Source organism: Micromonospora sp. NPDC049044, from assembly GCF_040649215.1.
Lineage (GTDB): Bacteria > Actinomycetota > Actinomycetes > Mycobacteriales > Micromonosporaceae > Micromonospora.
The window spans coordinates 33,600-58,497 of record NZ_JBEZFA010000021.1; the positions used below are offsets into that span (position 1 = coordinate 33,600).

General features: G+C 71.4%; 17 protein-coding genes. 9 read left to right on the top strand and 8 right to left on the bottom strand.

Annotated elements, in window-relative coordinates:
* The first annotated feature begins 191 nt into the window (after positions 1-191).
* The 3 genes from AB0B85_RS18770 (at position 192) to AB0B85_RS18780 (ending at position 2,492) form a co-directional block, all read left to right on the top strand.
* A complete protein-coding gene (locus AB0B85_RS18770) occupies positions 192-422 on the top strand; it encodes a hypothetical protein (RefSeq protein WP_357408860.1) in 231 nt (76 codons plus the stop codon).
* A 53-nt stretch (positions 423-475) separates the two neighbouring features.
* Positions 476-970 carry a PH domain-containing protein gene (locus AB0B85_RS18775; RefSeq protein ID WP_357408996.1) on the top strand — a complete coding sequence of 165 codons (495 nt, stop codon included), beginning with the start codon at positions 476-478 and terminating at the stop codon, positions 968-970.
* 88 nt (positions 971-1,058) lie between these two features.
* The gene (locus AB0B85_RS18780) at positions 1,059-2,492 is read left to right on the top strand and encodes a PH domain-containing protein (protein WP_357408863.1); all 1,434 of its coding nucleotides are present in this window, start codon (positions 1,059-1,061) and stop codon (positions 2,490-2,492) included.
* Positions 2,493-2,559: 67 nt separating this feature from the next.
* On the opposite strand, the gene AB0B85_RS18785 is transcribed toward AB0B85_RS18780, so the two are convergent.
* The gene (locus AB0B85_RS18785) at positions 2,560-3,609 is read right to left on the bottom strand and encodes a phosphatase PAP2 family protein (protein WP_357408865.1); all 1,050 of its coding nucleotides are present in this window, start codon (positions 3,607-3,609) and stop codon (positions 2,560-2,562) included.
* A 126-nt stretch (positions 3,610-3,735) separates the two neighbouring features.
* Here AB0B85_RS18785 and AB0B85_RS18790 point away from each other — a divergent pair, with 126 nt between their 5' ends.
* Positions 3,736-4,140, top strand: coding sequence for a hotdog domain-containing protein (locus tag AB0B85_RS18790; RefSeq protein WP_357408867.1), 405 nt, complete (start codon positions 3,736-3,738; stop codon positions 4,138-4,140).
* A complete protein-coding gene (locus tag AB0B85_RS18795) occupies positions 4,137-4,967 on the top strand; it encodes an MBL fold metallo-hydrolase (protein WP_357408869.1) in 831 nt (276 codons plus the stop codon). The genes AB0B85_RS18790 and AB0B85_RS18795 overlap by 4 nt, the downstream gene beginning before the upstream one ends.
* Here AB0B85_RS18795 and AB0B85_RS18800 read toward each other — a convergent pair.
* Both AB0B85_RS18800 and AB0B85_RS18805 read right to left on the bottom strand, forming a co-directional pair.
* Positions 4,964-5,899, bottom strand: a complete 936-nt coding sequence (locus AB0B85_RS18800) for a PfkB family carbohydrate kinase (RefSeq protein WP_357408871.1) — start codon at positions 5,897-5,899, stop codon at positions 4,964-4,966. The two genes, AB0B85_RS18795 and AB0B85_RS18800, sit on opposite strands and share 4 nt — an antisense overlap.
* Positions 5,900-6,015: 116 nt before the next feature.
* Positions 6,016-7,167, bottom strand: coding sequence for an XdhC/CoxI family protein (locus tag AB0B85_RS18805; RefSeq protein ID WP_357408873.1), 1,152 nt, complete (start codon positions 7,165-7,167; stop codon positions 6,016-6,018).
* A gap of 369 nt (positions 7,168-7,536) precedes the next feature.
* Here AB0B85_RS18805 and AB0B85_RS18810 point away from each other — a divergent pair, with 369 nt between their 5' ends.
* Complete coding sequence (locus AB0B85_RS18810; protein ID WP_357408998.1) at positions 7,537-8,658, top strand: lytic polysaccharide monooxygenase; 1,122 nt, start codon at positions 7,537-7,539, stop codon at positions 8,656-8,658.
* An 80-nt stretch (positions 8,659-8,738) separates the two neighbouring features.
* Here AB0B85_RS18810 and asnB read toward each other — a convergent pair whose 3' ends face one another.
* Complete coding sequence (gene asnB / locus AB0B85_RS18815; RefSeq protein WP_357408875.1) at positions 8,739-10,700, bottom strand: asparagine synthase (glutamine-hydrolyzing); 1,962 nt, start codon at positions 10,698-10,700, stop codon at positions 8,739-8,741.
* 128 nt (positions 10,701-10,828) lie between these two features.
* On the opposite strand from asnB, the gene AB0B85_RS18820 reads away from it, so the two are divergent.
* From AB0B85_RS18820 to AB0B85_RS18830, 3 genes are all read left to right on the top strand, one after another.
* The gene (locus tag AB0B85_RS18820) at positions 10,829-12,310 is read left to right on the top strand and encodes an aminopeptidase P family protein (RefSeq protein ID WP_357408877.1); all 1,482 of its coding nucleotides are present in this window, start codon (positions 10,829-10,831) and stop codon (positions 12,308-12,310) included.
* 671 nt (positions 12,311-12,981) lie between these two features.
* Positions 12,982-14,835: a right-handed parallel beta-helix repeat-containing protein gene (locus AB0B85_RS18825; protein WP_357408879.1), complete on the top strand. Its 1,854-nt coding sequence runs from the start codon at positions 12,982-12,984 to the stop codon at positions 14,833-14,835.
* A 291-nt stretch (positions 14,836-15,126) separates the two neighbouring features.
* Positions 15,127-16,761: a hypothetical protein gene (locus tag AB0B85_RS18830; protein WP_357408881.1), complete on the top strand. Its 1,635-nt coding sequence runs from the start codon at positions 15,127-15,129 to the stop codon at positions 16,759-16,761.
* A gap of 60 nt (positions 16,762-16,821) precedes the next feature.
* Here AB0B85_RS18830 and pulA read toward each other — a convergent pair whose 3' ends face one another.
* The 4 genes from pulA to AB0B85_RS18850 all read right to left on the bottom strand — a co-directional run bounded on the left by pulA (position 16,822) and on the right by AB0B85_RS18850 (position 24,888).
* A complete protein-coding gene (gene pulA / locus AB0B85_RS18835; RefSeq protein WP_357408883.1) occupies positions 16,822-22,353 on the bottom strand; it encodes a pullulanase-type alpha-1,6-glucosidase in 5,532 nt (1,843 codons plus the stop codon).
* 123 nt (positions 22,354-22,476) lie between these two features.
* Positions 22,477-23,175, bottom strand: a complete 699-nt coding sequence (locus AB0B85_RS18840; protein WP_357408885.1) for a cellulose binding domain-containing protein — start codon at positions 23,173-23,175, stop codon at positions 22,477-22,479.
* Between the two features lie 99 nt (positions 23,176-23,274).
* A complete protein-coding gene (locus tag AB0B85_RS18845; protein ID WP_357408888.1) occupies positions 23,275-23,907 on the bottom strand; it encodes a hypothetical protein in 633 nt (210 codons plus the stop codon).
* Positions 23,908-24,111: 204 nt separating this feature from the next.
* Entirely contained in the window at positions 24,112-24,888 is a 777-nt protein-coding gene (locus AB0B85_RS18850) for a hypothetical protein (RefSeq protein WP_357408890.1), read from the bottom strand.
* Positions 24,889-24,898: the final 10 nt, after the last annotated feature.

A 24,898-nucleotide genomic window follows, 5' to 3' on the forward strand; every position in this document is an offset into this window, starting at 1 on the left:
TCGCATGCCTTGCTGAGTGTCGAGGTGGGGAGAAGCCGATTTTCGCCGCGCGGTCCTCAGCAGCAGAATCGCCCGGTGAGGGTGTACAAGGACCCACCTACCGCGTGTACGATTCACCCCGTCGCCGGGCGGCTCCCCCCGTGGTCGCCCGGCGATCAAACTTCCGTCCGGCTGCCCCTAGACTGGCCCGGATGAGCACCCTCTCCAGCGCCGACGACCCCCTCGTCTGCTCGGCCCGTGGCTGCCGGGCCGCCGCTGTCTGGGCCCTGGAGTGGAACAATCCCCGGCTGCACGACGCCGACCGACGCAAGACCTGGCTGGCCTGCGCCGAGCACCGGAGCAGCCTCGGTGACTTCCTGGACGCTCGCGGCTTCCTGCGTGCCGTCACTGCGGTGCCCGGATCGCCTACGCTCGACACGTGAGCACCCCCGGCGCCCCACCGCCTTCCGGATCCGACACCCCGACGGCCGCGCCGCTGGGCCGGGGGCCGCTGGAGCCCTGGCCCGACACGGTCCACTGGCAGCCGATCTCCACCGACCTGATCTGGGTGCAGCTGATCCGGCTGGCGGTCGTGGTCGCCATCGGGCTGGCGGCGACCGGTGTCGGCTGGGCGTTGAGCGGGCACCTGTTGTTCGGGATCGCCCTCGCCGTCGTGGTGCTGCTCGGCGGGTGGCGGGCCGTGGCGATCGTCCGCGCCGTCCGGGCCTGGGGGTACGCCGAACGGGACAACGACCTGCTGGTCCGACACGGGCTGCTGGTCCGCCGGCTCTCCATCGTGCCGTATTCGCGGATGCAGTTCGTCGACGTCAGCGCCGGCCCGCTGGAGCGCGCTTTCGATCTCGCCACCGTGCAGTTGCACACCGCCGCGGCGGCGAGCGACGCCCGGGTGCCCGGGCTTCGCCCGGCCGAGGCGTCCCGGCTCCGCGACCGGCTGACCGCGCTCGGCGCGGACCGGGCGGAGGGGTTGTGAGCGCGGGAGCGGGCCACCGGTGCCGCCCGCACTGCGACAAACCGGTCACGTCCGGCGCGGGGCAGCGGCCGGGCCGGGGGCCGACCCTATGACCGACGGTCCCGCCGAGCCGAGCACCGTACCGCCGGCCGACCCGACACCGCGCGGGCCGGTGCCGACGGCGCCGCCCGCCGCCTGGCCGGCGCCGCCGGGCGACGGCGCGGGCGAGCCCCGGCAGCGACTGCATCCGCTCAGCCCGCTACTGCACGGGGCCAAGTCCCTGGCCGTGGTCATCGCCGGGTTGTCCTGGTCGACGCTGTCCCGGGTGGGCTTCGGCTGGTTCGCCGCCATGGTGGCGGTGCTGGCGCTCGGCGCGACAGTGCTGTCGGTGATCAGCTGGTACAACACCGGCTACCACGTGGTGGGCCGCGAACTGCGCGTCTACGAGGGGCTGCTCTGGCGGCGTACCCGGGCCATCCCGTTGGAGCGGCTACAGGCCGTGGAGGTGGTCCGGCCACTGCTGGCTCAGCTCAGCGGTCTGGCCGAGTTGCGCCTGGAAGTGGTCGGCGGGGGCAAGACCGAGGCGCCACTGGCGTACCTCGGGGTGGCCGACGCGGCCCGACTGCGCGAGCGGCTGCTGGCGCTGGCCGGGCCGGTGACGCAGCCGACCGCGCCGGGCGACCCGACGCCCGCTGTGGTCCCGGGGGCGGCACCACCGACCAGGCCCGCGCCGGGCCGACCACTGCACGCGGTACGCAACAAGGACCTGCTGGTCAGCCAACTGCTCACCCCGCAGGCGTTCCTGCTGCCGTTCGGGGTGGCCTTCGTCGTCGTGCAGTTCGTCACCGCCGGGTCGTGGTCGTTCGTCGCGGTGGCGAGCACCCTCACCGCGATGGCGGGCGTGCTGCTGCAACCGATCCGCCGGGTGCTCGACGACTGGAACTTCCGGCTGGCCCGCGACGGCGGCACGCTGCGGGTGCACAACGGCCTGCTGGAGACCCGGGCGCAGGCGGTGCCGCTGGCGCGGGTGCAGACCGTGCGGGCCACCTGGCCGCTGCTCTGGCGGGTGAACGGCTGGCTGCGGCTGCGCCTGGAGGTGGCCGGGTATTCCCTCGCCGACGCCGACGACCGCAACCGGCCCGACCGGCTGCTGCCGGTCGGTGACCTGCCGACGGCGACGATGATCGTCGCCGAGGTGCTGCCCGGGGTACGCCTCGACGCCCTGATGCTGACCCCGCCACCGACCCGCACCCGGTGGCTGCACCCGCTGGGCCGTCGCGCGTTCGGTGCGGGGCTGTTCGAGGAGGTGTTCGCCACCCGGTCCGGGCGACTCACCCGGCAGTTGGTGATCCTGCCGTACGCCCGCATCCAGAGTGTGCGGGTGGTGCAGGGCCCGGTGCAGCGCCGCCTCGGGCTGGCCTCCGTGCACGCGGACACCGCTGGCGGTTCCGGTGCCACCGCCCAGGACCGCGACCTGGCCGAGGCCTGGGCCCTGGCCGCCGAACTAACCTCCCGAGCCCACCAGGCCCACAACCCCACCTAACCCAACCCCCAACCCCACCCCCCGCGCGCCCCGCGCCCTCCTCGCGCCCTCCTCGTTGATCATGAAGTTATTGCCCGTCCGAACGGCGTGTCGCGGCAATAACTTCATGATCGACGGGCGGGGTGGGGGTGGGTCCGGGGGGTGGGGTGGGGGTGGGTTTTGGGTGGTGGGTTCGCCAGGTTGTCCAGGCGCGCTCGGCCAGGCCGACCACCAGGAAGGTCAGCCCCACGTACGTCCAGCCGACAAGCACGTCGATCACGTAGTGCTCACCCGAGTAGACCAGGGTGAAGGTCATCGCCAGCGGGTACGCGAGCAGCAGCGGCCACCAGCGGCGGCGGGTGCTGGTCAGGAAGAACAGGACCACGAACAGCGCCCACGCGGTGTGCAGCGACGGCATCGCGGCGACCGGGTTGGAGGCGATCTGACCGGCGTTGAGGACGTTGCCGGCACCGTGCATGCCGAACGCCTTCCAGCCCCGGGTGGAGATCCGGGCGACCTCGGTCAGCAGTCCGTTCTGCGCCGCCCACCAGGGCGGGGCCGCCGGGTACACGAAGTAGGTCACCAGGCCGGCGGCGCACAGGAAACCCCAGCGCCGCATGTACGCGGCCCAACGGTGCCGGTCGCGCAGCCAGAGCACCGCGGCGGCGGCCAACGCGACAACGAAGTGGGAGAAGTACACCCAGCTCGCGGCGACATCCCACCAGTGCACCTGCGGGCGGTAGAGGTGCTGCTGCAACCAGACGGTGGGCACCTCACCACCGGTGGCCCAGCCGAACATGAACCGGTCGGCGACGATCAGCTCCATCGCGTGCGGGGTGGCCCCGTTGTCGGCGAACCCGCGCGAGAGGTTGTAGACGACGAACAGCAGCACCACAGGCACCCAGTCCCGGGCGAAGCGCAGGTGACTGCGCCACGGCCGGTCGCTGTTCCAGGCGATGGTCGCGAGCCAGATCCAGACGAAGGCGTACGCGGGGTCGGTGGGCAGCCCGATGGCCAGCCACGCGGCGACGAAGGCGACCGCCCAGACGGTCATGGCGACGACGCGCCGACGACCCCCGTCGCCGGACGCGGGCGGGTCGGTCCGGGCGGGGGGCTGGGGGTCAGTCACGACGGCCATCGTCGTCAAGGTTAACGACGGGTACGCATCGACCGACGGGGACCACCCGTCGGCCGTTCGGGGTGGGTGCGCCCGGATCGCCGGGCGCGTGCCCGACGCCGTCAGCGAGCACCTAGGCTGACGACCATGCAGGAGCAGCCCGAGCCGGCCTTCGCGCCGGGTCTGACCGCCCAGGTCGAGTTGACCGTCACCGACGCGGACACCGCCCAGGCGGTCGGTTCCGGGGACGTACCGGTGCTTGGCACTCCCCGGGTGCTCGCGTTGGCCGAGGCGGCCACCGTCGCGGCGACGGCGACCGGCCTGCCGGCGGGATCGACGACAGTCGGGACGCGGGTCGAGCTGGAACACCTGGCGCCGACGGTGGTCGGTCGCACGGTGCGGGCGCAGGCCCTGCTGGCGAGCGTCGACGGCCGCCGGCTGTCGTTCGAGGTGACGGTCAGCGACGGCGACCAGACGGTGGCCCGGGGCCGGGTGGATCGGATCCTGGTGGATCGGCAACGCTTCGTCGAGCGCGCCGGGCGGTCGTCGTGACCACCGGTTTCGTCGAGGTCGCCGACCGGGTGCACGTGCTCCGCGAACCGTTGCTACGGGTAAACGTCACGCTTGTCGTCGGGGCCGACGAGGCGCTCCTGGTGGACACGCTCTCGTCGGCCGCGCAGGCCACCGAGCTGGCCGCCGCCGTCCGGGCGGTCACCGACCGTCCGTTGACGATCGTCAACACCCATCACCACTACGACCACTGCTTCGGCAACGCGGTCCTGGCCGGCGACCCACCCCGCCCGGTGTACGCGCACGAGCTGGCCGCCACGGCGCTGCGCACCGATCCGCAGCGGCTGCGCCGGGAGGCGTACGCGGAGCTGCGCGAGGAGCATCCGGCGCTCGCCGCCGAGCTGGCCGACACTCCACTGCTCGCCCCGACGCACACCGTGCACACCGAGACGTCGCTCGATCTGGGTGGTCGGCGGGTGCTGCTGCGTCACCCGGGGCGGGGGCACACCGACGCGGACCTGGTGGTGCACGTGCCGGACGCCGACCTGCTCGTCGCCGGGGACCTGGTGGAGCAGAGCGGCCCGCCCGCCTTCGAGGACGCGTACCCGTTGAAGTGGCCGGACGCGGTCGCGGACCTGCTGCGGCTGACCACCTCGCGCACCGTTGTGGTGCCGGGTCACGGCGAGTTGGTGGACGTCGACTTCGTCCGGGCCCAACATGCCGACCTGGTGAAGCTGGCCTGGCTGATCCGGGCCGCGCACACCGGCAGCGCACCGCCCGAGCGGGTGGCCGCGGAGGCACCCTTCGGCGCCCGCGCCGCGCTGACCGCCGCCCGCCGCGGCTACGCCGAGCTGGACGGCGAGGCCTAGACCCCGAAGCGACGCTCGACGTCCGCGCGGGTGGGCATGGCGGTGGCACCACCGGGACGTTCGCAGACCAGGCCGGCCACCCGCAGCGCGAACGCGACCCGCTCGACCCACCCTGCCGGGGTGTCCGGTTCGCCGTCGTCGAGCAGGTCGGCGATCAGTGCGGCAAGCACCGAGTCACCGGCGCCGGTGGCGTCGATGGCGTCGACCTTCGGGGCCGGCACCCGGACCGGGTCGGCCTCGGCGGCGGCGAGCACCGCGCCGGCCGCGCCGAGCGTCACCACGACAGTGGCGGCGCCCAGCTCGCGCAGGTACGCGGCCACCCCCTCGACCGGTTCACCCGGGTAGAGCAGCCGGGCGTCGGCGGCGCTCAGCTTGACCAGGTGCGCGCCGGCGGCGAACTCGGCCACCACCTGGCGTAGCCCGTCCAGCGGGCCCGGCCCGTCCAGCAGTCGGGGGCGCACGTTCGGGTCGAAGACCCGCAGGCCCGCGGCGAGCGACCAGGCGCGTCGGGCGGCGGCCAGCGGGCCGGGTTGGAGCAGCGCGATCGAGCCGCAGGAGAGCACGTCGGCGCCCTCGAGCAGCGCGAGGTCGAGGTCGTCGGGGCCGAGCAGGCCGTAGGACGGGGGTTCGCCGTAGAAACGGAAGTCGGGTTCCGGCCCGGCGTACGTGACCACCGCCAGCGTGGTCGGTGCCGGCACCGTCACCGCACCGGCCACCCCGACGTCGGCGGCGCTCAGGAAGGCGCGGATCCGGCCGCCGAGCACGTCGTCGCCGAGGGAGCCGACGAACTGTGCCGCGCCGCCGAGTCGGGCCACCCCGACGGCGACGTTGAGCGGGCCACCGCCGATCGTCTGCCGGTAGACCCGCTCCCCGTCGCGTTCGCTGTCGAGCAGGTCGACGAGCGCCTCGCCGAGCACCACCGCGTACCCCATGTCGGTCCTCTCGTCGTCACCAACCACCGGCCGCCGCGCGCCGAGCCGATCGCCGTGCCCTCAGGCTGGCACAGCGCACCGCCCGGTGGGCGCCGAAGGCGGTGCACCGACGCCCGTCACCCCGGCCGGTGGATCGCCCCGTCGAGCGCGGCGAGGGGGCGACCGCTGCCACCCCAGCGGGCCGCGACGATCTGCGCGGCCACACTCACCGCGGTCTCCTCCGGGGTACGACCACCGAGGTCCAGCCCGATCGGGGAGGCGAGCCGGGCCAGTTGCGCCGCACTGAGCCCCGCCGCGCGCAGCAGCTTGTGCCGCTCGTCGTGGGTGCGCCGCGAGCCCATCGCGCCGACGTAGGCCAACCGGTGGCGTAACGCCAACTCCAGCACCGGCACGTCGAACTTCGGGTCGTGGGTGAGGACGCACACCACGGTCCGTTCGTCGGCCCGGCCCGCGGCCAACTCCGTGCGCAGGTAGCGGTGCGGCCACTGCACCACCACCTCGTCGGCCTCGGGAAAGCGCCGGGCGGTGGTGAAGACCCCTCGGGCGTCGCAGACGGTGACCCGGTAGCCGAGGAACGCACCGATCCGGGCCACCGCGGCGGCGAAGTCGATCGCCCCGAAGACGATCATCCGGGGCGGGGTGGCGTACGCGGTCACGAAGAGGCTGACGCCGCTGCCGCGCCGCTGCCCGTGGTAGCCGTACCGGAGCACCCCGCTGTGCCCGGCGGCGAGCAGTCCGAGGGCGTCGACGCGGGCGGCGTCGTCGAGCCGGTCGGCACCGAGCGAGCCGATCGACAGCTGGCCGGTGAGCACCAGCCGCCGGCCCAACCGCCGAGCTGGGTCGGTCGGCACCGCGCCCGGCGGATCGCTGGCGTCGGCGGCCACGCAGGTGACCATCGCCGCCGGTCGCCCGTCGCGGCGGGCGGCGGCGACCGCCGCCAGCTTCGGCAGGGCGTCGGGGTCGACGCGCTCGACGAACACGTCGAGGATGCCACCGCAGGTCAGGCCCACGGTGTACGCGTCGTCGTCGCTGATGCCGTAGCGGATCAGCTCGGCGGCACCGGTGTCGAGCACCTGGCGGCACCGTTCGTAGAGGTCCGCCTCGACGCAGCCGCCGGAGACGCTGCCGGTGACCGTGCCGTCGATCGCCACCGCCATCGTCGCGCCGGGCGGTTGTGGCGCGGAGTGCCAGGTGGCCACGACGGTGGCCAGCGCGACCGGCTCACCGGCGCGGCACCGGCGGTGCACCTCGTCGAATACCTCCGGCACTGGCCGCCGCCTCTTTCGGTACGTCTCCCCGTCCGCAGGATATGGCGTTCGACGGCCGCTGGTGGGTCAACTCATCCATCGAGCAACGACTATTGCGCGGTGGCTGGTGGCGTGCTGAGATGGTGGGTACCGGGCGGTGCGAGGGCTGCCGCGCCACCGGTTGCCGGGTTCGTCACACGCGAGGGCGCCGGTCCCTGACAGGACCGTTGATGGCGTGCGTCCACCGGCCATTCTTCCGCCGGGACACGTCGCCGTGATCGTCGCACCGCTCACATCAGCGGGGCGAGCAGGCCACGTCCCACCCGGTTGCGGCGGGGCGGCTCGGGCGGCGCGCCTCGCGAGTCAGGAGATCCCGTGAACCGTTCCCGTATGGCCGCATTGCTCACCGCGGCCATGACCCTCGCGCTGGGCGCTGTCGCCCTGGCGTCCAGTCCCCAGCCGGCCGCCGCGCACGGTGCGGCGATGACCCCGGGCAGCCGCACCTACCTCTGCTGGCAGGACGGTAAGAGCCAGACCGGCGAGATCAGGCCGAACAACCCGGCGTGCGCCGCCGCGGTGGCCCAGAGCGGGGCGAACTCGCTCTACAACTGGTTCAGCGTGCTGCGCTCCGACGCGGGCGGCCGGACCACCGGCTTCATCCCGGACGGGCAACTGTGCAGCGGCGGCAACACCGGCTTCCGCGGCTACGACCTGCCCCGCACCGACTGGCCACTGACCCACCTGACGTCCGGGGCCCGGCTGGACTTCAAGTACAGCAACTGGGCGCACCACCCGGGCACGTTCTACTTCTACGTGACGAAGAACAGTTGGAGCCCGACCCGGGCGCTGGCCTGGAGTGACCTGGAGGAGCCGTTCCTGACGGTCACCAACCCGCCGCAGCAGGGCGCGGTCGGCACCAACGAGGGGCACTACTACTTCAGCGGCAACCTGCCGTCGGGCAAGAGTGGCCGGCACATCATCTACTCCCGCTGGGTGCGCTCGGACTCGCAGGAGAACTTCTTCGGCTGCTCCGACGTGACCTTCGACGGCGGCAGCGGTCAGGTGACCGGGGTGGGCCCGGGTAACGGCTCGCCGTCGCCCGACCCGACGACCCCGCCGCCGGACCCGACCACCCCGCCGCCGAACCCGACCACGCCGCCGCCGAACCCGACCACGCCGCCGCCGAACCCGACCACCCCGGCACCGGGCGGTGACTGCATGGCGGTCTACAAGGTGAGCAGCACCTGGCAGGGCGGTTTCCAGGGTGAAGTCACGATCATGAATCACGGCAGTACGCCGTTCTCCGGCTGGACCGCGAGTTGGACCTGGCCCAACGGGCAGTCGATAAGTCAGATCTGGAGCGCCACCCAGACGACGTCCGGCTCGACAGTGACAGCGACGAACGTCTCCTACAACGGCACTGTCGCACCGGAGGGCAGCACCACGTTCGGCTTCCTGGCCAGCAGCACGGGAACGAACGGACTCCCGACTGTCACCTGCGCCCGCAAGTAGCCACCACCCCCTGAAATGATCAAGAGGTTTGCGTCACCGGATTGCTCCGGCTGACGCAAACCTCTTGGTCACTGTGGGTGTCAGCGCACCATCGAGCCGACCACCGGCTTGGTGAGCAGGGCGGACTGGTTGCGCTGGATGCCCGGGTCGAGGGTCTTCGCCACGAAGATGGCGTGCCAGATGCAGAAGATCAGCACGGTCCACACCTTGCGGGAGTGGTCGGCCTCCTCCCGCTTGTGCTCGTCGAGCAGCCGCAGCGCGTACGACAGGTCGAGCAGGTCACCCGCGCCCGAGGTGCTGAGCACGTGCCGGGCCCACTCGTACATCTCGCCGCGCAGCCACACGCGGGTCGGGGTCGGGAAGCCCAGCTTCTTGCGGTTGACGATGGCCGGCGGTACGACACCCTGCAACGCCTGGCGCATCGCGTACTTGGTGGCGTCGGAGCGCGGCGGCAGCTTCAGGTCCACCGGGATCTTCGCCGCGACGTCGAACACCTCGCGGTCGAGGAACGGCACCCGCACTTCCAGCGAGTGCGACATCGAGATCCGGTCGGCCTTGACCAGGATGTCGCCGCGTAGCCAGGTGTAGAGGTCGACGTACTGCATCTTGGTGACGTCGTCCAGCTCGGTGCACTCGGCGTAGATCGGGGCGGTGACGTCGGTGTAGCGCACCGAGGGGTCGTAGCGGCGCATCAGGTGCTGCTTCTCCTCCTCGGTGAACATCCGCGCGTTGCCGTAGTAGCGCTCCTCGATCGGGGTGGTGCCGCGCTCCAGGAAGCTCTTGCCCTTGACCCCCTGCGGGATCGCCTTGGAGACCGCCCGCAGGCCCTTCTGCACCCCGCCGGGCAGGCCGTTGACGGTGCCCAGCGACAGCGGCTCGCGGTAGATCGTGTAACCGCCGAAGAACTCGTCCGCGCCCTCACCGGAGAGCACCACTGTGACGTGCTCGGCGGCCTTCTTCGCCACGAAGTAGAGCGGCACCAGCGCCGGGTCCGCCACCGGGTCGTCCAGATGCCAGACGATCTTCGGCAGCGCGTCGATCATGTCCTGCGGACCGATCTTGGTGGGGATGGTGGTGACGTCCAGGTGCCGCGCCGAGTCCTGCGCGACGTCGATCTCCGAATATCCCGGCACGTCGTAGCCGACGGTGAAGGTGAGGATGTTCGGGTTGAACTCCCGGGCCAGCGCCACCACAGCTGTCGAGTCGATGCCGCTGGACAGGAACGAGCCGACCGGCACGTCGGAGCGCATGTGCATGCGCACGCTCTCCCGCAGGGTCTCCCGGATCTCGTGGTACAGCTTCTGCTCGTCGTCGACCGGCGCCGGCCGGAACACCGGCCGGTACCACCGGCGTACGTCGATGCGCCCGCCCGGGGTCCAGTTCAGGTACTCCCCCGAGCCGATCCGGCTGATGCCCTTGTGCAGGGTGCCGGGCTCCGGCACGTACTGCAGCGTCAGGTAGTGGCTCAGATTGGCCGGGTCGACACCCGCGTCACCCTGGTAGCTGCTGTGCGCGAACGGCAGCAGCGCCTTCTTCTCCGAGGCCAGGTAGAGGCCGTCGGCGGTCTCCAGGTAGTGCATCGGCTTGATGCCGAAGTAGTCGCGGGCGCCGAACGCGCGCCGCTCCTGCCGGTCCCAGATGACGAAGGCGAACATGCCCCGCAGCCGGGTGAGCACCTGCTCGCCCCAGAAGTGGTAGCCCGCCACGATCACCTCGCCGTCACCGGCGGTGGCGAACTGCGCACCGAAGTTCCTGATCAACTCCTCGCGCAGCTCGATGTAGTTGTAGATCTCACCGTTGAAGGTGAGCAGGTAACGACCGTTCGCGTAGGGCAGCGGCTCGTGGCTCGACGCGACGTCGATGATGGCCAGCCGCTTGTGGGCGAACACGCCGTCCGCGTACCGGCCGGAAGCGTCGCCGACCACCTCGACCCCTGTCTCATCGGGGCCGCGGTGGTGCAGGCATTCCAACGCTCCGGCGATGTGGTCGCGGTGCGCGGCGGCATTGCCGTTCGCGCTGAAGAAGGCCAGAAGTCCGCACATGGTCGTCATCTTTCCACGCGTGCTGTCGGCCCGTCGCAGCCGTCCGTCGATCCGGCCGCCGGGGGCGTCGGCGCGAACCGGGCGCGCGGTACCGTCGGGATCAGCAACGAAGCGGAGGGAGCGGCGCAATGACCGAGGGACAAACCGGCGGTACGCCGACGGACGGCACGGAATCACACGATCCGGACTTCCCGGAGGCGTTCCTGTCCTTCATGCGGCAGGGCTGGCGCGACACCGCGCTCCCCGTGGCACCCCGGCCGGAGACGCCCAACTACGCCAAGCGGCGCGCCGCGCTCTCCGCGGCCTTCCCCGGCGAGACGCTCGTCATCCCCACCGGCACCGAGAAGGTCCGCGCCAACGACACGGACTACCCGTTCCGGCCGGGCAGCGACTTCGCCTACCTGACCGGCGACCATGACGCCGACAGCGTGCTGGTGCTGCGCCCCAACGGTTCCGGGCACGACGCGACGCTGTACATGCGGCCCCGATCCTCCCGGGAGACCGACGAGTTCTTCCGCAGCCGCAACGGCGAGCTGTGGGTGGGCCGGCGACACACCCTCAACGAGAAGTCGACCGAGCTGGGCCTGCCCACCGCCGACCTGACCGGCCTGGAGGCGACTCTCGCCGACCTGGCGCCGGGGCGTACCCGGGTGTTGCGCGGTTTCGACGCCCAGGTGGACGCGGCAGTGCGCCCCTACGACGGCCCGCGCGCCGACGGGCAGCCGGCCCGCGACCGGGAGCTGGCCATCGCCATCTCGGAGATGAAGCTGGTCAAGGACGAGTGGGAGATCGGCCAACTCCAGGACGCGATCGACGCCACCGTCCGCGGCTTCGAGGACGTGGCCCGGATCCTGCCGGCCGACCGGGCGGTCTCCGAGCGGCTCCTCGAAGGCGTCTTCGCGCTGCGTGCCCGGCACGACGGCAACGACGTCGGCTACAGCTCGATCGTCGGCGCGGGCGAACACGCCACGATCCTGCACTGGGTGCACAACCACGGCGCCACCCGCCCGGGTGACCTGCTGCTGATGGACATGGGCGTCGAGGGCCGCAACCTCTACACCGCCGACGTGACCCGGGTGCTCCCGGTGAACGGGCGGTTCACCGCCCTGCAACGCCAGGTCTACGACATCGTGTACGCCTCGCAGCAGGCCGGCATCGAGGCCATCCGCCCCGGCGTGAAGTTCAAGGACGTCCACCTGACCTGCATGCGGGTCCTCGCCGAGGGCCTGTCCGACCTGGGTCTGCTGCCGGTGAGCGTGGACGAGGCGATGGACGAGAAGTCGACCGTCTACCGGCGGTGGACGCTGCACGGTTTCGGTCACATGCTCGGCATCGACGTGCACGACTGCTCGAACGCCCGCAAGGAGACGTACCGCGACGGCGCGCTGGGCGAGGGCTACGTGCTCACCGTCGAGCCGGGTCTGTACTTCCAGCCCGAGGACGAGTTGGTCCCCGAGGAGCTGCGCGGCGTCGGCATCCGGATCGAGGACGACGTGCTGGTCACCGCGACCGGCGCGGTGAACCTGTCGGCCGGGCTGCCGCGCACCTCCGACGAGGTGGAGACCTGGCTGGCCGAGCAGCGCGAGGCCGGCCCCCGCCTGCCCGGCTGACCAGCCCGCCAGATCACCGCCCCAGCTTTCACCGCCCCAGCTTTCACCGCACCAGCTTTCACCGCACCAGCTTTCACCGCCCCAGCTTTCACCGCCCCAGCTTTCACCGCCCCAGCTTTCACCGCACCGGCGTCGCCGGCCGACCAACGGCCAGGCGGCGCCGGTGCGTCGTCGTCGACAAGACCTCCGGCCCAGCCGGAGGCGGCCGGCCAAGCACCCTCCCCCGTGATCCACTCGGGCGTGATCCACTCGGGTTCACGGAAACCGCGCTATCCAAACCCCGCCGACACCACGGTTTCCATGAAACCCGAGTGGATCATGCTTTCGGCGGGCCTGCGGCGCGGGCGTCGGGCGGCACGCGGGCCGGATGGGTGGTCTCCGTTCCTGCGCAGCGCGGTCGCGCAGGTTGCTTGCCAGCCGAGCCGCAGCTGGCGGTGACATTCACCCGCCAGCGTCACCGCTTTGCGCTGCTCACCCCCTTTTCGCCAGCCCGGGACCGCTTGCCCGGCGACATCTAACCTGCGCCGAATGCGGGGTTATCTCGGATACGTCCGCATCGCGAAGATGGTTCTCATACGGTGGGGATCAGAGGCTGCAACCCATTTGTAGCTGGTCGTGGCGCCTCAGGCGGTGCGACCCCGTCTGGTAGCAGGAAAGGGCGGAAGGCTCTGATGTCCAACGACGTAACGAGTACCGACGGCGGGGCCTCAACAGCTCCGCCGACACGACGACGGCGGGCGCTGTGGGTCGCCGGCGTGGCCGGGCTGACCGGGGTGGTCGGTCTGGCGGCCCTCGGCGGAGTGGCCGCCAGGGATGACAAGCCCAAATCCGACCAGGTCTCCGACGCGCAGCCGTCGACCAACCGGCAGAACGCCAGCGACGCTGGCGGCACGGACGAAGGCGGCGCCAAGGAAACCGACGCCCGGGACGACGAGTGGAGCGGCGACGACTGGAGCGGCTTCGACGACCGGTCCGGCAAGGCCGGCAAGCGCGAGGACGACAAGCGCGACGAGAAGGACCGCGCCCAGCAGGTCCCGTGCGACACGGACAAGCTGATCCAGGCCATCACGTTCGCGAACAACGACGACGGCGGCGTGCTGGAACTGGCCAAGGGCTGCACCTACACCCTGACCCGCAACCAGGGCGGCAACGGCCTTCCCGTGATCACCCAGCCCATCACCCTGAAGGGCGAGCACACCACCCTGGGTCGTGAGGCCACTGCCGACTACTTCCGCATCCTCAACGTCGGCCCCGGCGGACACCTCACCCTCAAGGGTCTGAGCATCAGGGGTGGCCAGACCCTTCAGGCCCCGATGGCCGCCGACCCCGCGACGGTCTGGGCGCCGTACTCGACGGTGATCGGGCCCACCGCGGCCGGCCCGGCAGCGAAGCCGGCCGTCACAACGGCAGCAAAGCCCGCAGCCACAACGGCAGCGAAACCCGCAGCCACAACGGCAGCCAAGGCAGGCCAGGCGACCACGGCAACCAAGGCCGCAGCAACCAAGGCCGCAGCAACCAAGGCCGCAGCAACAAAGGCCGCAGCAACAGAGGCCGCCAAGCCCGCAGCGAAGGCGACGGCGACGGCGGCAGCCGCCAAGCCGATCGCCGCGGCGGCGAAGCCGGCCGGGACCTCGGTGGCGCCTCTGGTCGAGGAGCCCGGGTTCAACGACGGCGCCGGGGTGTTGGTACAGCCCGGTGGACAGGCGGAGATCCTGGACAGCGAACTGCTCTACAACCAGTCCGGCGGCAACGGCGGCGGGTTGGCCAACTTCGGCAGCACCAGGCTCAGCAAGACGACTGTCGCGCACAACACCGCCTTCTTCTTCGGTGGCGGCATCTTCAACGCCGGCGTACTCCAGGTCGACGAGTCGAAGATCAACGACAACACCGGGATCGTCGGCGGCGGTGGCATCGCCAACGGTGCGCCGCGGATCTTCACCGAGGAGGTCGACGGCGGCTCGGTCTGGGTCTACAAGAGCGAGGTCACCGACAACGAGACGCTCGGCTTCGGCGGCGGTGTCCTGGACGTCGAGGGCACCACGACCCTGCACGACACGAAGGTCACCGACAACACGGCGGTCCTCACGGGCGGCGGCGTGGCCGTGGCCGACAGCCAGCTCACCCTCAAGCACGCCACGGTGGCCGGGAACAGCACCGCGCGCGATGGTGGCGGTGTGGCGGTCGTCTCGGACAGCACCGCGACGATCGAGGACACCGCCATCAAGGACAACAAGGCAGGGTTCTCCGGTGCCGGCCTCTTCAACGACGACAGCGTCACCACGTTGCGCGACAGCGAGGTCGTCGGCAACCGGGCCCTCGGCCCGTTCAGCCGTGCTGGCGGCATCCTCAACACCGAGGGGAGCCTGGTGACGCTCCACCGGACGACAGTGGCGCACAACTTCTCCACCCTCCCGCCGGGGGGCATCTTCAACAGCCTCGGCGGCACCGTGACGCTTGACGACGAGTCCGCTGTCACTGCCAACCGCCCGACCAACTGCTTCAACGTTCCGGACTGCTTCGCCTGATCGGGTGGGGCTGATTCACATAGAGGGCGCGCCCCTCCGAGCCGGTCACGGTTCGGAGGGGCGTACCCATTTGGGCAGGTCACAGGCGTCGCGGCCGGCTTGGGCGGTGGTGTGGGGGTCCAGCCCCAGCTGGGCGCAACATGAACCGAATGTGGGCTTCTCTCGGATAAGCCCGCGAGGCGAGGAACCTTCTCATACGGTGGTTTTGGGAGCTACAACCGATTTGTAGCAGGGGACGCCCGTCTGACGGCGGCGACCCTGTCTGGTACGAGGAGAGGGCAGAGAGCTCCGATGTCCAACTACCTAACGAACAACGAAGCCTCCGGGCGGGCGACGGCCAAGCGCCGCCGCAAGCTCTGGCTCGCCAGTGGCGTGGCCGGTTTGACAGGCGTGATCAGCCTCGCGGCGGTGGGCGTCGCGGGCAGCGCCGGAGCGGTCGGCCTGAACTGGAACACCACGCAGGTCAGCAAGGACGGCGACCAGCACGGTGACTGGGACAAGGACCAGGGCCGGGACAAGGACCGGGACAAGGACAAGGACCGGGACAAGGACCACGAGCGCGGGAAGGAGGTGCCCTGCGACACCGACAAGCTGATCCAGGCGATCGTGTTCGCCAACAACAAGCACGGCGGTGTGCTGGAGCTGGCCAAGGGCTGCACCTACAACCTGAGCCGCAACGACTACCAGGGCAACGGCCTCCCGGTGATCACCGAGAACATCACCCTCAAGGGTGAGCACACCACGATCGCCCGGGAAGCCACCGCCGACTACTTCCGCATCCTCAACGTCGGCGCTGGCGGTCACCTCACCATCAAGGGCCTGACCATCAAGGGTGGCCAGACCCTCGAACTGTTCGAGGCCGTCGCGCCGGCCGCCGTCTGGGCGTCCTACTCGGACTCCGAGGCGATCGCCGCGCAGGTGAAGGCCGGCACCCCGCTGGCCCAGGCGCTGAGCACCCGACAGGCCAACCCGAAGGCGGGTCTGAAGGCCGCGCCGAAGGTCACCCCGAAGGCCACGCCGGGTGTCGTCACGCCGCTCGTCGAGCAGCCGGACGACAACGACGGTGCCGGCATCCTGGTCCAGCCGGGCGGCACCGCCGAGATCCTGGAGTCCGAGGTCGTCCTCAACCAGTCCGGCGGCAACGGCGGTGGCGTGGCCAACTTCGGCACCACGAAGATCTGGCACAGCACCGTCACCCGCAACACCGCCTTCTTCTTCGGTGGTGGCGTCTTCAACGCCGGCCTGCTCAAGGTCGAGGAGTCGAAGATCACCGACAACACGGCCGTGATCGGTGGTGGCGGTATCTCCAACGGTGCCGCGCCGATCTTCACCGACAACGTCGACGGCGGGACCGTCGAGTTGAAGAAGGCCGAGATCACCGACAACGAGACGCTCGGCTTCGGCGGCGGCTACCTCGACATCGAGGGCAACACCACGGCGTACGAGACGAAGTTCGCCTCGAACACCGCGATCCTCGCCGGTGGTGGCCTCGCCGCGGCGGACAGCCAGCTCAACCTGCACCACGTGGCGATCGAGAAGAACAGCACCGCAGGTGTCGGTGGCGGTGTGGCCATCGCCTTCGACAGCGCTGTCACGTTCGAGCAGAGCAGCATCAAGGACAACACCGCCGGCTTCTTCGGCGGCGGTGTCTTCAACGCTGGCAGCGTCACCACGCTGCGCGACAGCGAGGTCGTCGGCAACCGGGCCATCGGCCCGATCGGGGTCGGCGGCGGCATCTTCAACATCTTCGGCGAGGTCAACCTGTCGAGGACGAAGGTCGCCAACAACTTCTCCACCTTCGCGCCGGGCGGTGTCTTCACCTTCTTCGGGCCGGTGAACGTGGACGACAAGTCCGCGATCACCGCGAACCGCCCGACGAACTGCCTGGCCATCCCGGGCGGCGCCATCGAGAACTGCTTCGCCTGATCACCGACGACCCAACCGGCCGGCCCCCTTCCGCGCGACGCGGAAGGGGGCCGGCCCCTGTCACTTTCTGACGAACACCGCCACACTGCGCGGCGGTACGGTGAACGTGCCGGCGGCCCTGTCGAACGAGGCGGTACGCAGCACCTCGTCGACCGACTCGACAAGCACCGGGTGCAGTGCCACGTCCGCCCCGCGCAGCTCGGCCACCGTCTGCTTCGCCACCTGCGGGGTGCCGTTGAAGACGACCGTCACCGACCGCCACGCCCCGCCCAGCCCCCGGGCGTCCAGCGTCATCGTCAGCACACCCGGTGTTTCCTGCGCCCCGGAGAGCGGGAACGCCACCCGCCGCTGCACCTGCTCGGCGGTGGCCAGCCCGAACACCGGCGACGACGCCCGGATGCGCAGCAGTTCGGCGTACCTGGCGTTCGTGGTGGTGATCTCCGCGCAGTCCGGCACCAGCGCCGGGTCCGCCAGCAGCGGCTTGGCGTACTGCCACTTGTCCTCGTTGTCCGGCGCGGGCGGCAGACCGACACCGAACCCGTTGCCCCGTGCACAGTCCCAGCGGATCTGGTTGAACCAGTCACCGGAGTTGTACGAGTTGCGGTCCAGCGACTTCGAGCGCAGCCGCTCGGTGCCGGCGGTGACGAACCCGGTGCCCTGACCCAGCACCACGGTGCCCAGGGCCAGCACCTGCATCCGGGAGCGGTCCGCCGCAGAGGTGGCCTGCGGCAGCTTGTACGCCAGCGCGTCGTACAGAATCTCGTTGTCGTGCGCGTCGACGTAGCTGACAGCCTCCCCCGGCGCGGCGGTGTAGCCGGCCGGGGAGCCGTTGTAGTCCACCTGCGCCCCGGTGACCTGCCGCCCGGCGGTGTCGGTGAACCGGTACCCGCGCAGGTTGCCGGTCAGACCCACCTTGATCAGGTCGTGGGCGTGCAGCAGGCGGGCCTTCTGCTCGGCCGGTGACCCGTTGACGTCGTCGCCGTTGGGGTCGGTGTAGAGCCCGGACGCGAAGCCCTGCGCCCGCGGGTTGGCGTCGAACGGCCCACCGCCGCGCACCGCGTCGCGCAGCCGGTCGTTGAAGGTGCCGATGCCGGTGCCGGCCAGGTTGGCCTGGGTGGCCTGGACGAACCGGGCGTCGTTGGCGACCTCGCCGAAGTTCCAGCCCTCGCCGTAGAGCATGATCGACCGGCCGTCCACGCCGTCACGGGCGACGGTCAGCCGGTCCAGCGCCGCACGCACGGCCAGGACGTTCGCCTTCGGGTGGTGACCCATCAGGTCGAACCGGAAGCCGTCCACCTTGTACTGCCGCGCCCAGGTGACAAGCGAGTCCACGACCAGCTTGCCCATCATTGCGTGTTCGGGAGCGGTGTTGGCGCAACAGGTGGAGTTGGCGACGGTGCCGTCCGCCAACAGCCGGTGGTAGTAGCCGGGCACCACCTGGTCGAGGACCGACTTCGCGTCGGTGCCGGCCGCCGCTGTGTGGTTGTAGACCACGTCCAGCACCACCCGCAGGCCGGCGCCGTTCACCCCGGCCACCATCCGCCGGAACTCGGTGGTCCGCGCCGCACCGACCGGGTCGACGGCGTAGCCGCCCTCCGGCACCGTGTAGTGCAACGGGTCGTACCCCCAGTTGTAGCCGTCGGTCTCGGCGACCGCCGCCACGCACTTCTGCTGCTCGGCGGAGTCCGGCGGGAGCGCCGCCAGGTCGCAGGCCGGCTGACGCTGGTCGGCCCGCCGTTCCGGGATCGTCGCGAAGTCGAACGCCGGCAGCAGGTGCAGGTGGGTGACCCCGGCGTCGCCGAGCGCCCTCAGGTGGGCCATCCCGGCCGTTGCCGAGTCGGTGAAGGCGAGATAGGTCCCCCGCCGCTCGGCCGGCACCGTCTCGTCGGCGATGGAGAAGTCCCGCACCGACAGTTCGGTGATCTGCGCCTTCGCCGGGGGCACCGGCGCCGGTTTGCGCAGCGTCCGCCAGCCCGCCGGGGCCAGCGCCGGGTCGTTCAGGTCGACAAACTGGCTGTGGGTGGAGTCCGCCGCCAGGGCCACCGAGTACGGGTCGGTCACCGCGGCGGTGACCATCTTCTGCGCGGCGGGCTGCCACGCCTGCACCTCGTAGCGGTAGTACCTGCCGACCCAGGCGGCGGTGCCGCGCGCCGACCAGACACCGGTGCGGTCGTCGCGGTGCATCGGCACGGTCCGGGGCGACGCGGTGGGCGAGTCGAACACCTGCAACCGCACGCTCCGGGCGGTCGGCGCCCACAGCGCGACGCTCGGCGTCCGCCCGACGAACGTCGGCCCGAGGGTGGCGTCGGTGGCCCCGGAGTACACGTCGTCGAGCACCCCGGGGATCTGCACGCCGGTCGCCGCGAGCAGGGCACCGGCGGCGTCGCGCTCGGTCACCAGCAGCTGCCCGCGCAGCACCGCCGGCACCTTCGCGAGGTCACCTCGATCAAGCGCGAAGCTACGGTACGACCACAGGTGCGGGAACGCCGTGCGCTGGGCCTCGGTGAGCCCGTTGCGCTGCGCCCGCAGCGGCAACGTGGTGTACGCCCCGGTCAGCTCCCCGTCGACCACACTGACCCCGCCGGTCGGCGCGACGACGAGCGCGTACGTCCTGCCGTCGGTCGGCGGGGTCTGCCACGCCACGGTGGACCTGTCGATCCAGTGCGCCTGCTGTTTGCTGATGTCGGTGTCCCCGCTGGCGCTCGTCGCCGTCGTCGGCAGCAACCGGCCCGGTGTGGCGGCGAGCAGCCACACCTCCCGGCCCACTGTGGCGACATCGAGCCGCTGGTCGTCGGGCAGGTCCTTGGTGTCGCCCTGGTGGATGATGTAGTTCAGCCCGGTCGCCCCGGCGGACAGGGGCACCCGGAACACCGCCCCGAACGCGTCGACGGACGTCGGCCGCAACGGCGTCGACCACTCGGTCGGGTCGGCCGCGCCGTCCCACACGTGCAGACCCCACCCGTCGTAGGTGTTGTCGGCCCGCCGGTAGTGGATGACAGCGGTGCCCTCCTCGACCGGTGGGTCCGGCTCACCGGTGGCCGCCTGCCGGCTCGGATAGATCGCCGGGTCGCCCTGTTTCAGCCAGATCTCCCCGGTGGCCGTGACGTCGATGCTGCGGTCCTGCGCCACGTCCTTGGTGCCGCCGGCGTCGACCACGAGGAAGCTCACCGACGTCGCGCCCGGCTTGAGTTTCACCCAGGCGAACCGTCCGTAGGAGTCCTCCCCCGCGAACGGTTGCCCCTTGGGAAACTCGGTGACGTACGCCGGGTCGAGGTCGCCCCAGGCGTACAACCCCCAGTCGTCGTACCCGCCCGCGGGGCGCTGGTAGTGCACCACCGCCCACTCCCGGGAGCCGCCCAGCGGGGGCGTACCAACGGTGGCGGTGGACCGGGCGGTGGCGGTGCGGCCCCGGCCGTCGCGGACCACCGCCTTGTACTCGATGCGGGTGCCGCCGGCCAGGCCGGTCAGGTCGTGCTGCACGGTGTACGGCGCGTGGTCGGCGCTGCCCAGCAACGTCCACCTCCCACCGGCGACCCGGGCGGCGACGGTGACGGTGGCGAGGGGGTCACCTGTCACCTGGGCGGTGACCGCGGCCCGGGTGGCGACCGGCGCGTCCGGGGCGGGCGCGGTGATGGTGACTGTCGGTTTGCCGGCCGCCTGCGCGATGGGGGTGCCGGCCCGGTACACCACCGCCGACAGCGGCGGCACGGTCAGCGCCAGCCTGCCGTCGGTGCCGGCCTTCCCGGTCGAACCGGCCGGGGACGCGCCGCCGGCAGGGTCACCGCCCGTTCCGCCGTAGATGCCGGTGAAGGTGGCGCCGGCCGACCAGGTGTCCACTGTGACAGTCTGCGCGGTGTCGGCGTTGTTCACCGCCACCACGTACTCGGTGCGGTCGGTGGGGGCGATCCGGGAGGCGGCGAACACTCCCGGGCCGTCGGCGGCGTACCGGGTGACCTGCACACCGTCGCGCAGGGCGGGATGCGCCTGACGCAGCCGGCCCAGCTCGGCGATGGTCCGGTACAGCGGGTGGCCGGTGTCGAACTGGTCGCTGGCGTGGGTGCGGTCGGTGCCGAGCAGGTCGTCGTCGAGGTAGTCGGGCACCTTCGAGGCGAACATGTCCTGCCGGGCGTCCTTGTCCCCACCGGGCCCGGTGAAGCCCTGCTCGTCACCGGAGTAGATCACCGGTTGGCCCCGGGTCAGGAACATCAGCTGGTGCGCGAGCTGGTCGCGGCGCAGGTGCGTGGCCGGGTCGGTGCCACCGGCGGCGACGAACGAGCCGATCCGACCCATGTCGTGGTTGCCGAGGAAGGTGGTCAGTCGGCCGGCGTCGGTGTCCCGGGCGGCGTAGAGGTCGTCGCGGGCGTACACGTCGGCGAGCGCCTTCGCCGAACCGGCACCGGTGGTGTAACCGCGGGCGGCCTCCTGGAAGGCGAAGTCGAGGGTGGCCGGCAGCCCACCCTGCCGGACGTAGCGGGAACTGATCTCCGGGTCGGCGCTGTACACCTCACCGAACATGAAGAAGTCCTTCTTGCCGGCCTGCTCGGCGGCCCGCTCGATGCCCTGGCTGAACTGCGGCCAGAACTCCATGTTGACGTGCTTCACGGTGTCCAGCCGGAACCCGTCGACGCCGATCGCGCCGATCCAGTCCCCGTACGCCTTGGTCAACCCCCGAACCACCTCGGGCCGCTCGGTCCACAGGTCGTCGAGGCCGAAGAAGTCGCCGTACTCGCTGTTCTCGCCCGCGAAGGTCGAGTCACCCCGGTTGTGGTACATGGTCGCGTCGTTCAGCCACGCCGGAACCTTGACGCTCGCGTCACCCGGCTCGGCGAACGTCGGCGTGTACGGGAACGACTCGGTGTCGACCGCCGGGAACGCGCGGCTGCCGTCGGCGTAGTTGCGGTCCTCGAACGGCCTCCCCTGCGCGTCGGTGTACGGCGAGGTCGCCTTGTCCACGTACGCGTACTTGCCCTCGGCGTACTTGATGACGTCGGCGGTGTGGTTGACGATCACATCGAGGTAGATCTTGATGCCGCGCCGGTGGGCGAGCGTGACCAGCCGCTTCATCTCCTCGTTGGTGCCGAAGTGCGGGTCCACCTGGGTGAAGTCGGTGATCCAGTAGCCGTGGTAGCCGGCCGAGATGTCGTCGCCGGTGCCCTGCACCGGCCGGTTCTTGAAGACCGGTGCGAGCCAGATGGCAGTGGTGCCCATCCCCTGGATGTAGTCCAGCTTGTCGATGACGCCCTTGAGGTCACCACCGTGGTAGAAGCCCTTGTCGGTCGGGTCGAGCCCGGTCCGCAACCGGTCACCGGTCAGGCCACCCCTGTCGTTGCGGGGATCACCGTTGGCGAACCGGTCCGGCAGCACGAAGTAGAACTGCTCGGCCCGCGCCGCGTTGCCGCCCGCCGTCAGCAGCGCCTCGGCGGTGGGTTCGGCACGCCACTGGGTGGCGCCGCCCACGGCGAGCGGGACAGTGTCGGACGCCTGGGGAACGGCGGCGACCGGATGCGCGGCGACCGGAGTGCCGGCGAGGGTGAGGGTGAGCAGGGGGACGAGGGCCAGCAGGGCGGTGCGCGGTATCGGCGTGGGTTTCATCGACGCCTTCCTCTGGTCGCTGATGCGCCGCACGCTAACCCTCGCCGAAATAATCTGCAATGCTTTGCAAACACTGTCGCAACACAGCAGCATTCTTGCGGAAGCGTGCGGCGTCAACAGCGCTCAGAACCCGCCGCAGCGCACCCCGTCGACAGTGCACTCCCGGGGCGTGCTGGAGGTCCGTTCCAGGTGGAACCGCAACGACACCGAACCACCGGGCCGCACGTCCACCCCACTGACGTAGGTGAACCCGTCGCCGAACTGGCGAAGCGTCCCCTGCGGCACGCCCTCCACCCAGGCGGTCACCAACCGCCCCCCGGAGAACTCCAACCTGACCGTCCAACCACGACTCTCACCAGAACGGTTGGTCATCGCCACCTCGCCGATGAAACCCCCGTCGAAGCTCTGCACCACCCGGTACCGCCCGGTCATCGCCGACGGCTCCTGCGGTGCGCGACTCGGCGACCGCGTCAGCACCGGCCCACCGCCCGTCGCACGGACGGACGCGCTGCCCGACGGTGACCGCGACCCGGCCGAAGCGCTCGGCGGCAGCCCGCTCGCCCGCCCGGACAATCCCGGCCGCACCGGCGGAGGCGACGACGCCGGGCCGGGCACGCTCGGCACCTCCGCCGCCGTCGGCAGCGGCAACACCGGCGGCACCGGTGCCCCGTCAGGTGCGGGACTACGCCCCCGGTACGCGCCCAGAGCCATGAAGAGCAGGACCACCATCACGAGGACACCAGCGCCCACCACGATCCAGGGCGACGACACGATCGCAGCCGGACCGTGCGACAGTCGCGGGGCACGACGCATGCCGGACATGTACCTCCCTCAGCGCACCGTCCGGGCAGCCTAGCGATCGGCAGCCGGAGCCGGAAGCGCCCGAAGACCCGCCCCGCGCGCCACCGACCCGACCCCCACTCAGCCGAGCCGGCAGTCGACCCCGTTGACCGTGCACCGGAGCGGCCGCTGCGCCGACTCACCCCAGCCGACGCGCAACCGCAGCGTCCGGGAGTCCCCCGCCGCCAGCGAACTCGTACCGCGCAGCGTGAACTGGCCGTCCCCCCGACCGCGCAGCGACACACCCGAGTCGTCGACGACCCGCACCGCCCACAGGTCGTCGTCGAACGTCAACTCCACGAGCCAGTCCACCGACCGACTCGACCCGTTCGCGATCGACAGCACCGCCGCGTCGCCGTCCCAGCCGTTCGTGCCGACCTGGTACCGGGCACTCACAGTGCCCTCCGTCGGCACCACCGGCGCCACCGGCACCGCCGGAGCGCTCGTCCGCCCCGGCGTCGGCGAACCGGTCACCGTGGCCCGCGGCGACGGCGTCCGGCTACTACGCGACGGCCGCGGCGACACCGAACGCCGCTCCACCGCGCCCGGAGTCGGCCCACCGGTGGCCGACGCGGCAGCCGGCACCGTCGGCAGAAACACCGAAGGCGCGGCCAGCGGCCTGGTGTCCCGCTCCCTGGTCCGGAACGACAGCAGCGCGATCACCAGGAGCACCACCAGCGCACACACACCGAGCAGCACCACGATCCACGGCATCGATGCCAACACCCGCGCCGCTCGTGACCCTGCCGCACCATCCGGCCGCACCGCCATCAGGTCTCCCCTCGTCCCACCGAGGCGACAGCGTAGCCAGCACCGTACCCACCGGACACCCGGCGGGTACGGAACGGACCAACCGGCCGGCAGGCCCCGGAAAACGGCTCGACCCCACCGGCGGTCCCGGTCAGTCGGCGCACCCCGTCAGCGCGGCGGCACCCGGACCTCAATTTCGGCACCCAGTCGGGCATCCGCGCCCAGCCCCAGGTCATCCCCGCTCCAGAACCGCCCCGGGTCGTACCAGTTCGGACGCCGGCCCGCCGGCAGCAACCCCATCGCCTCGTAGGTCACCGCCACCACCTCGGCGCAGTACGCCGTCTCCAGCGCCCGGTCCCGCTCCCGCGCGGACCCGCCAGTGGCCGGGGACATCGTCGCCGAGGGCGGCGCAGTCGGGGGCGTGGCGGCCGGAGGCGTCGCAGTCGGGGCCGTCGCGGCCGGGGGCGTCGCACTCGGGGGCGTCGCGGCCGATCGGAGTGCCGGGCGGCCCAGCTTCGGCAGCGACGGCACCCGACCGCGCACCCAGCGCCACGCCAACTGGGCCGTCGACGGGAACGGCGTGCCGTCCAACCGCGCGATCGTCCGCAGCACCGCGCGCTCCATCTCCTCGCCGGCCGGCGGGTCGAGCTGCCGCAGCCACGCCCGTTGGCCGTACCGGTTGGCCCAGACGCAGACCGCGTCCCGCAGGTCGTGGAGTTGGACGCCGCGCTGGTGGGTGCCCGACCACAGATCCGGCAACGACCTGCCCAGCTCCGCATGCCACATCAACGGTGGCATGTCGTCGAGCACCACCGCCATCCCGACGTGGTTGACGGGGCTGTTCGTGGTGAACTGGATCGCCCGGTCCGGCACGCTGCGCCCCCGGAACACCCACACGTCACCGGTGCGGGTCAGCTCGACGGCCTCATCCAGGCTGATGCTCATGAGGGACTAG

Excerpts from the sequence above, each read along its gene's own strand:
- AB0B85_RS18770 (WP_357408860.1), top strand. The coding sequence starts at position 192 with ATGAGCACCCTCTCCAGCGCCGACGACCCCCTCGTCTGCTCGGCCCGT.
- AB0B85_RS18780 (WP_357408863.1), top strand. The coding sequence starts at position 1,059 with ATGACCGACGGTCCCGCCGAGCCGAGCACCGTACCGCCGGCCGACCCG.
- AB0B85_RS18785 (WP_357408865.1), bottom strand. The coding sequence starts at position 3,609 with ATGGCCGTCGTGACTGACCCCCAGCCCCCCGCCCGGACCGACCCGCCC.
- AB0B85_RS18790 (WP_357408867.1), top strand. The coding sequence starts at position 3,736 with ATGCAGGAGCAGCCCGAGCCGGCCTTCGCGCCGGGTCTGACCGCCCAG.
- AB0B85_RS18800 (WP_357408871.1), bottom strand. The coding sequence starts at position 5,899 with ATGGGGTACGCGGTGGTGCTCGGCGAGGCGCTCGTCGACCTGCTCGAC.
- AB0B85_RS18810 (WP_357408998.1), top strand. The coding sequence starts at position 7,537 with ATGGCCGCATTGCTCACCGCGGCCATGACCCTCGCGCTGGGCGCTGTC.
- asnB (WP_357408875.1), bottom strand. The coding sequence starts at position 10,700 with ATGTGCGGACTTCTGGCCTTCTTCAGCGCGAACGGCAATGCCGCCGCG.
- AB0B85_RS18820 (WP_357408877.1), top strand. The coding sequence starts at position 10,829 with ATGACCGAGGGACAAACCGGCGGTACGCCGACGGACGGCACGGAATCA.
- AB0B85_RS18825 (WP_357408879.1), top strand. The coding sequence starts at position 12,982 with ATGTCCAACGACGTAACGAGTACCGACGGCGGGGCCTCAACAGCTCCG.
- AB0B85_RS18830 (WP_357408881.1), top strand. The coding sequence starts at position 15,127 with ATGTCCAACTACCTAACGAACAACGAAGCCTCCGGGCGGGCGACGGCC.
- pulA (WP_357408883.1), bottom strand. The coding sequence starts at position 22,353 with ATGAAACCCACGCCGATACCGCGCACCGCCCTGCTGGCCCTCGTCCCC.
- AB0B85_RS18840 (WP_357408885.1), bottom strand. The coding sequence starts at position 23,175 with ATGTCCGGCATGCGTCGTGCCCCGCGACTGTCGCACGGTCCGGCTGCG.
- AB0B85_RS18845 (WP_357408888.1), bottom strand. The coding sequence starts at position 23,907 with ATGCCGTGGATCGTGGTGCTGCTCGGTGTGTGTGCGCTGGTGGTGCTC.
- AB0B85_RS18850 (WP_357408890.1), bottom strand. The coding sequence starts at position 24,888 with ATGAGCATCAGCCTGGATGAGGCCGTCGAGCTGACCCGCACCGGTGAC.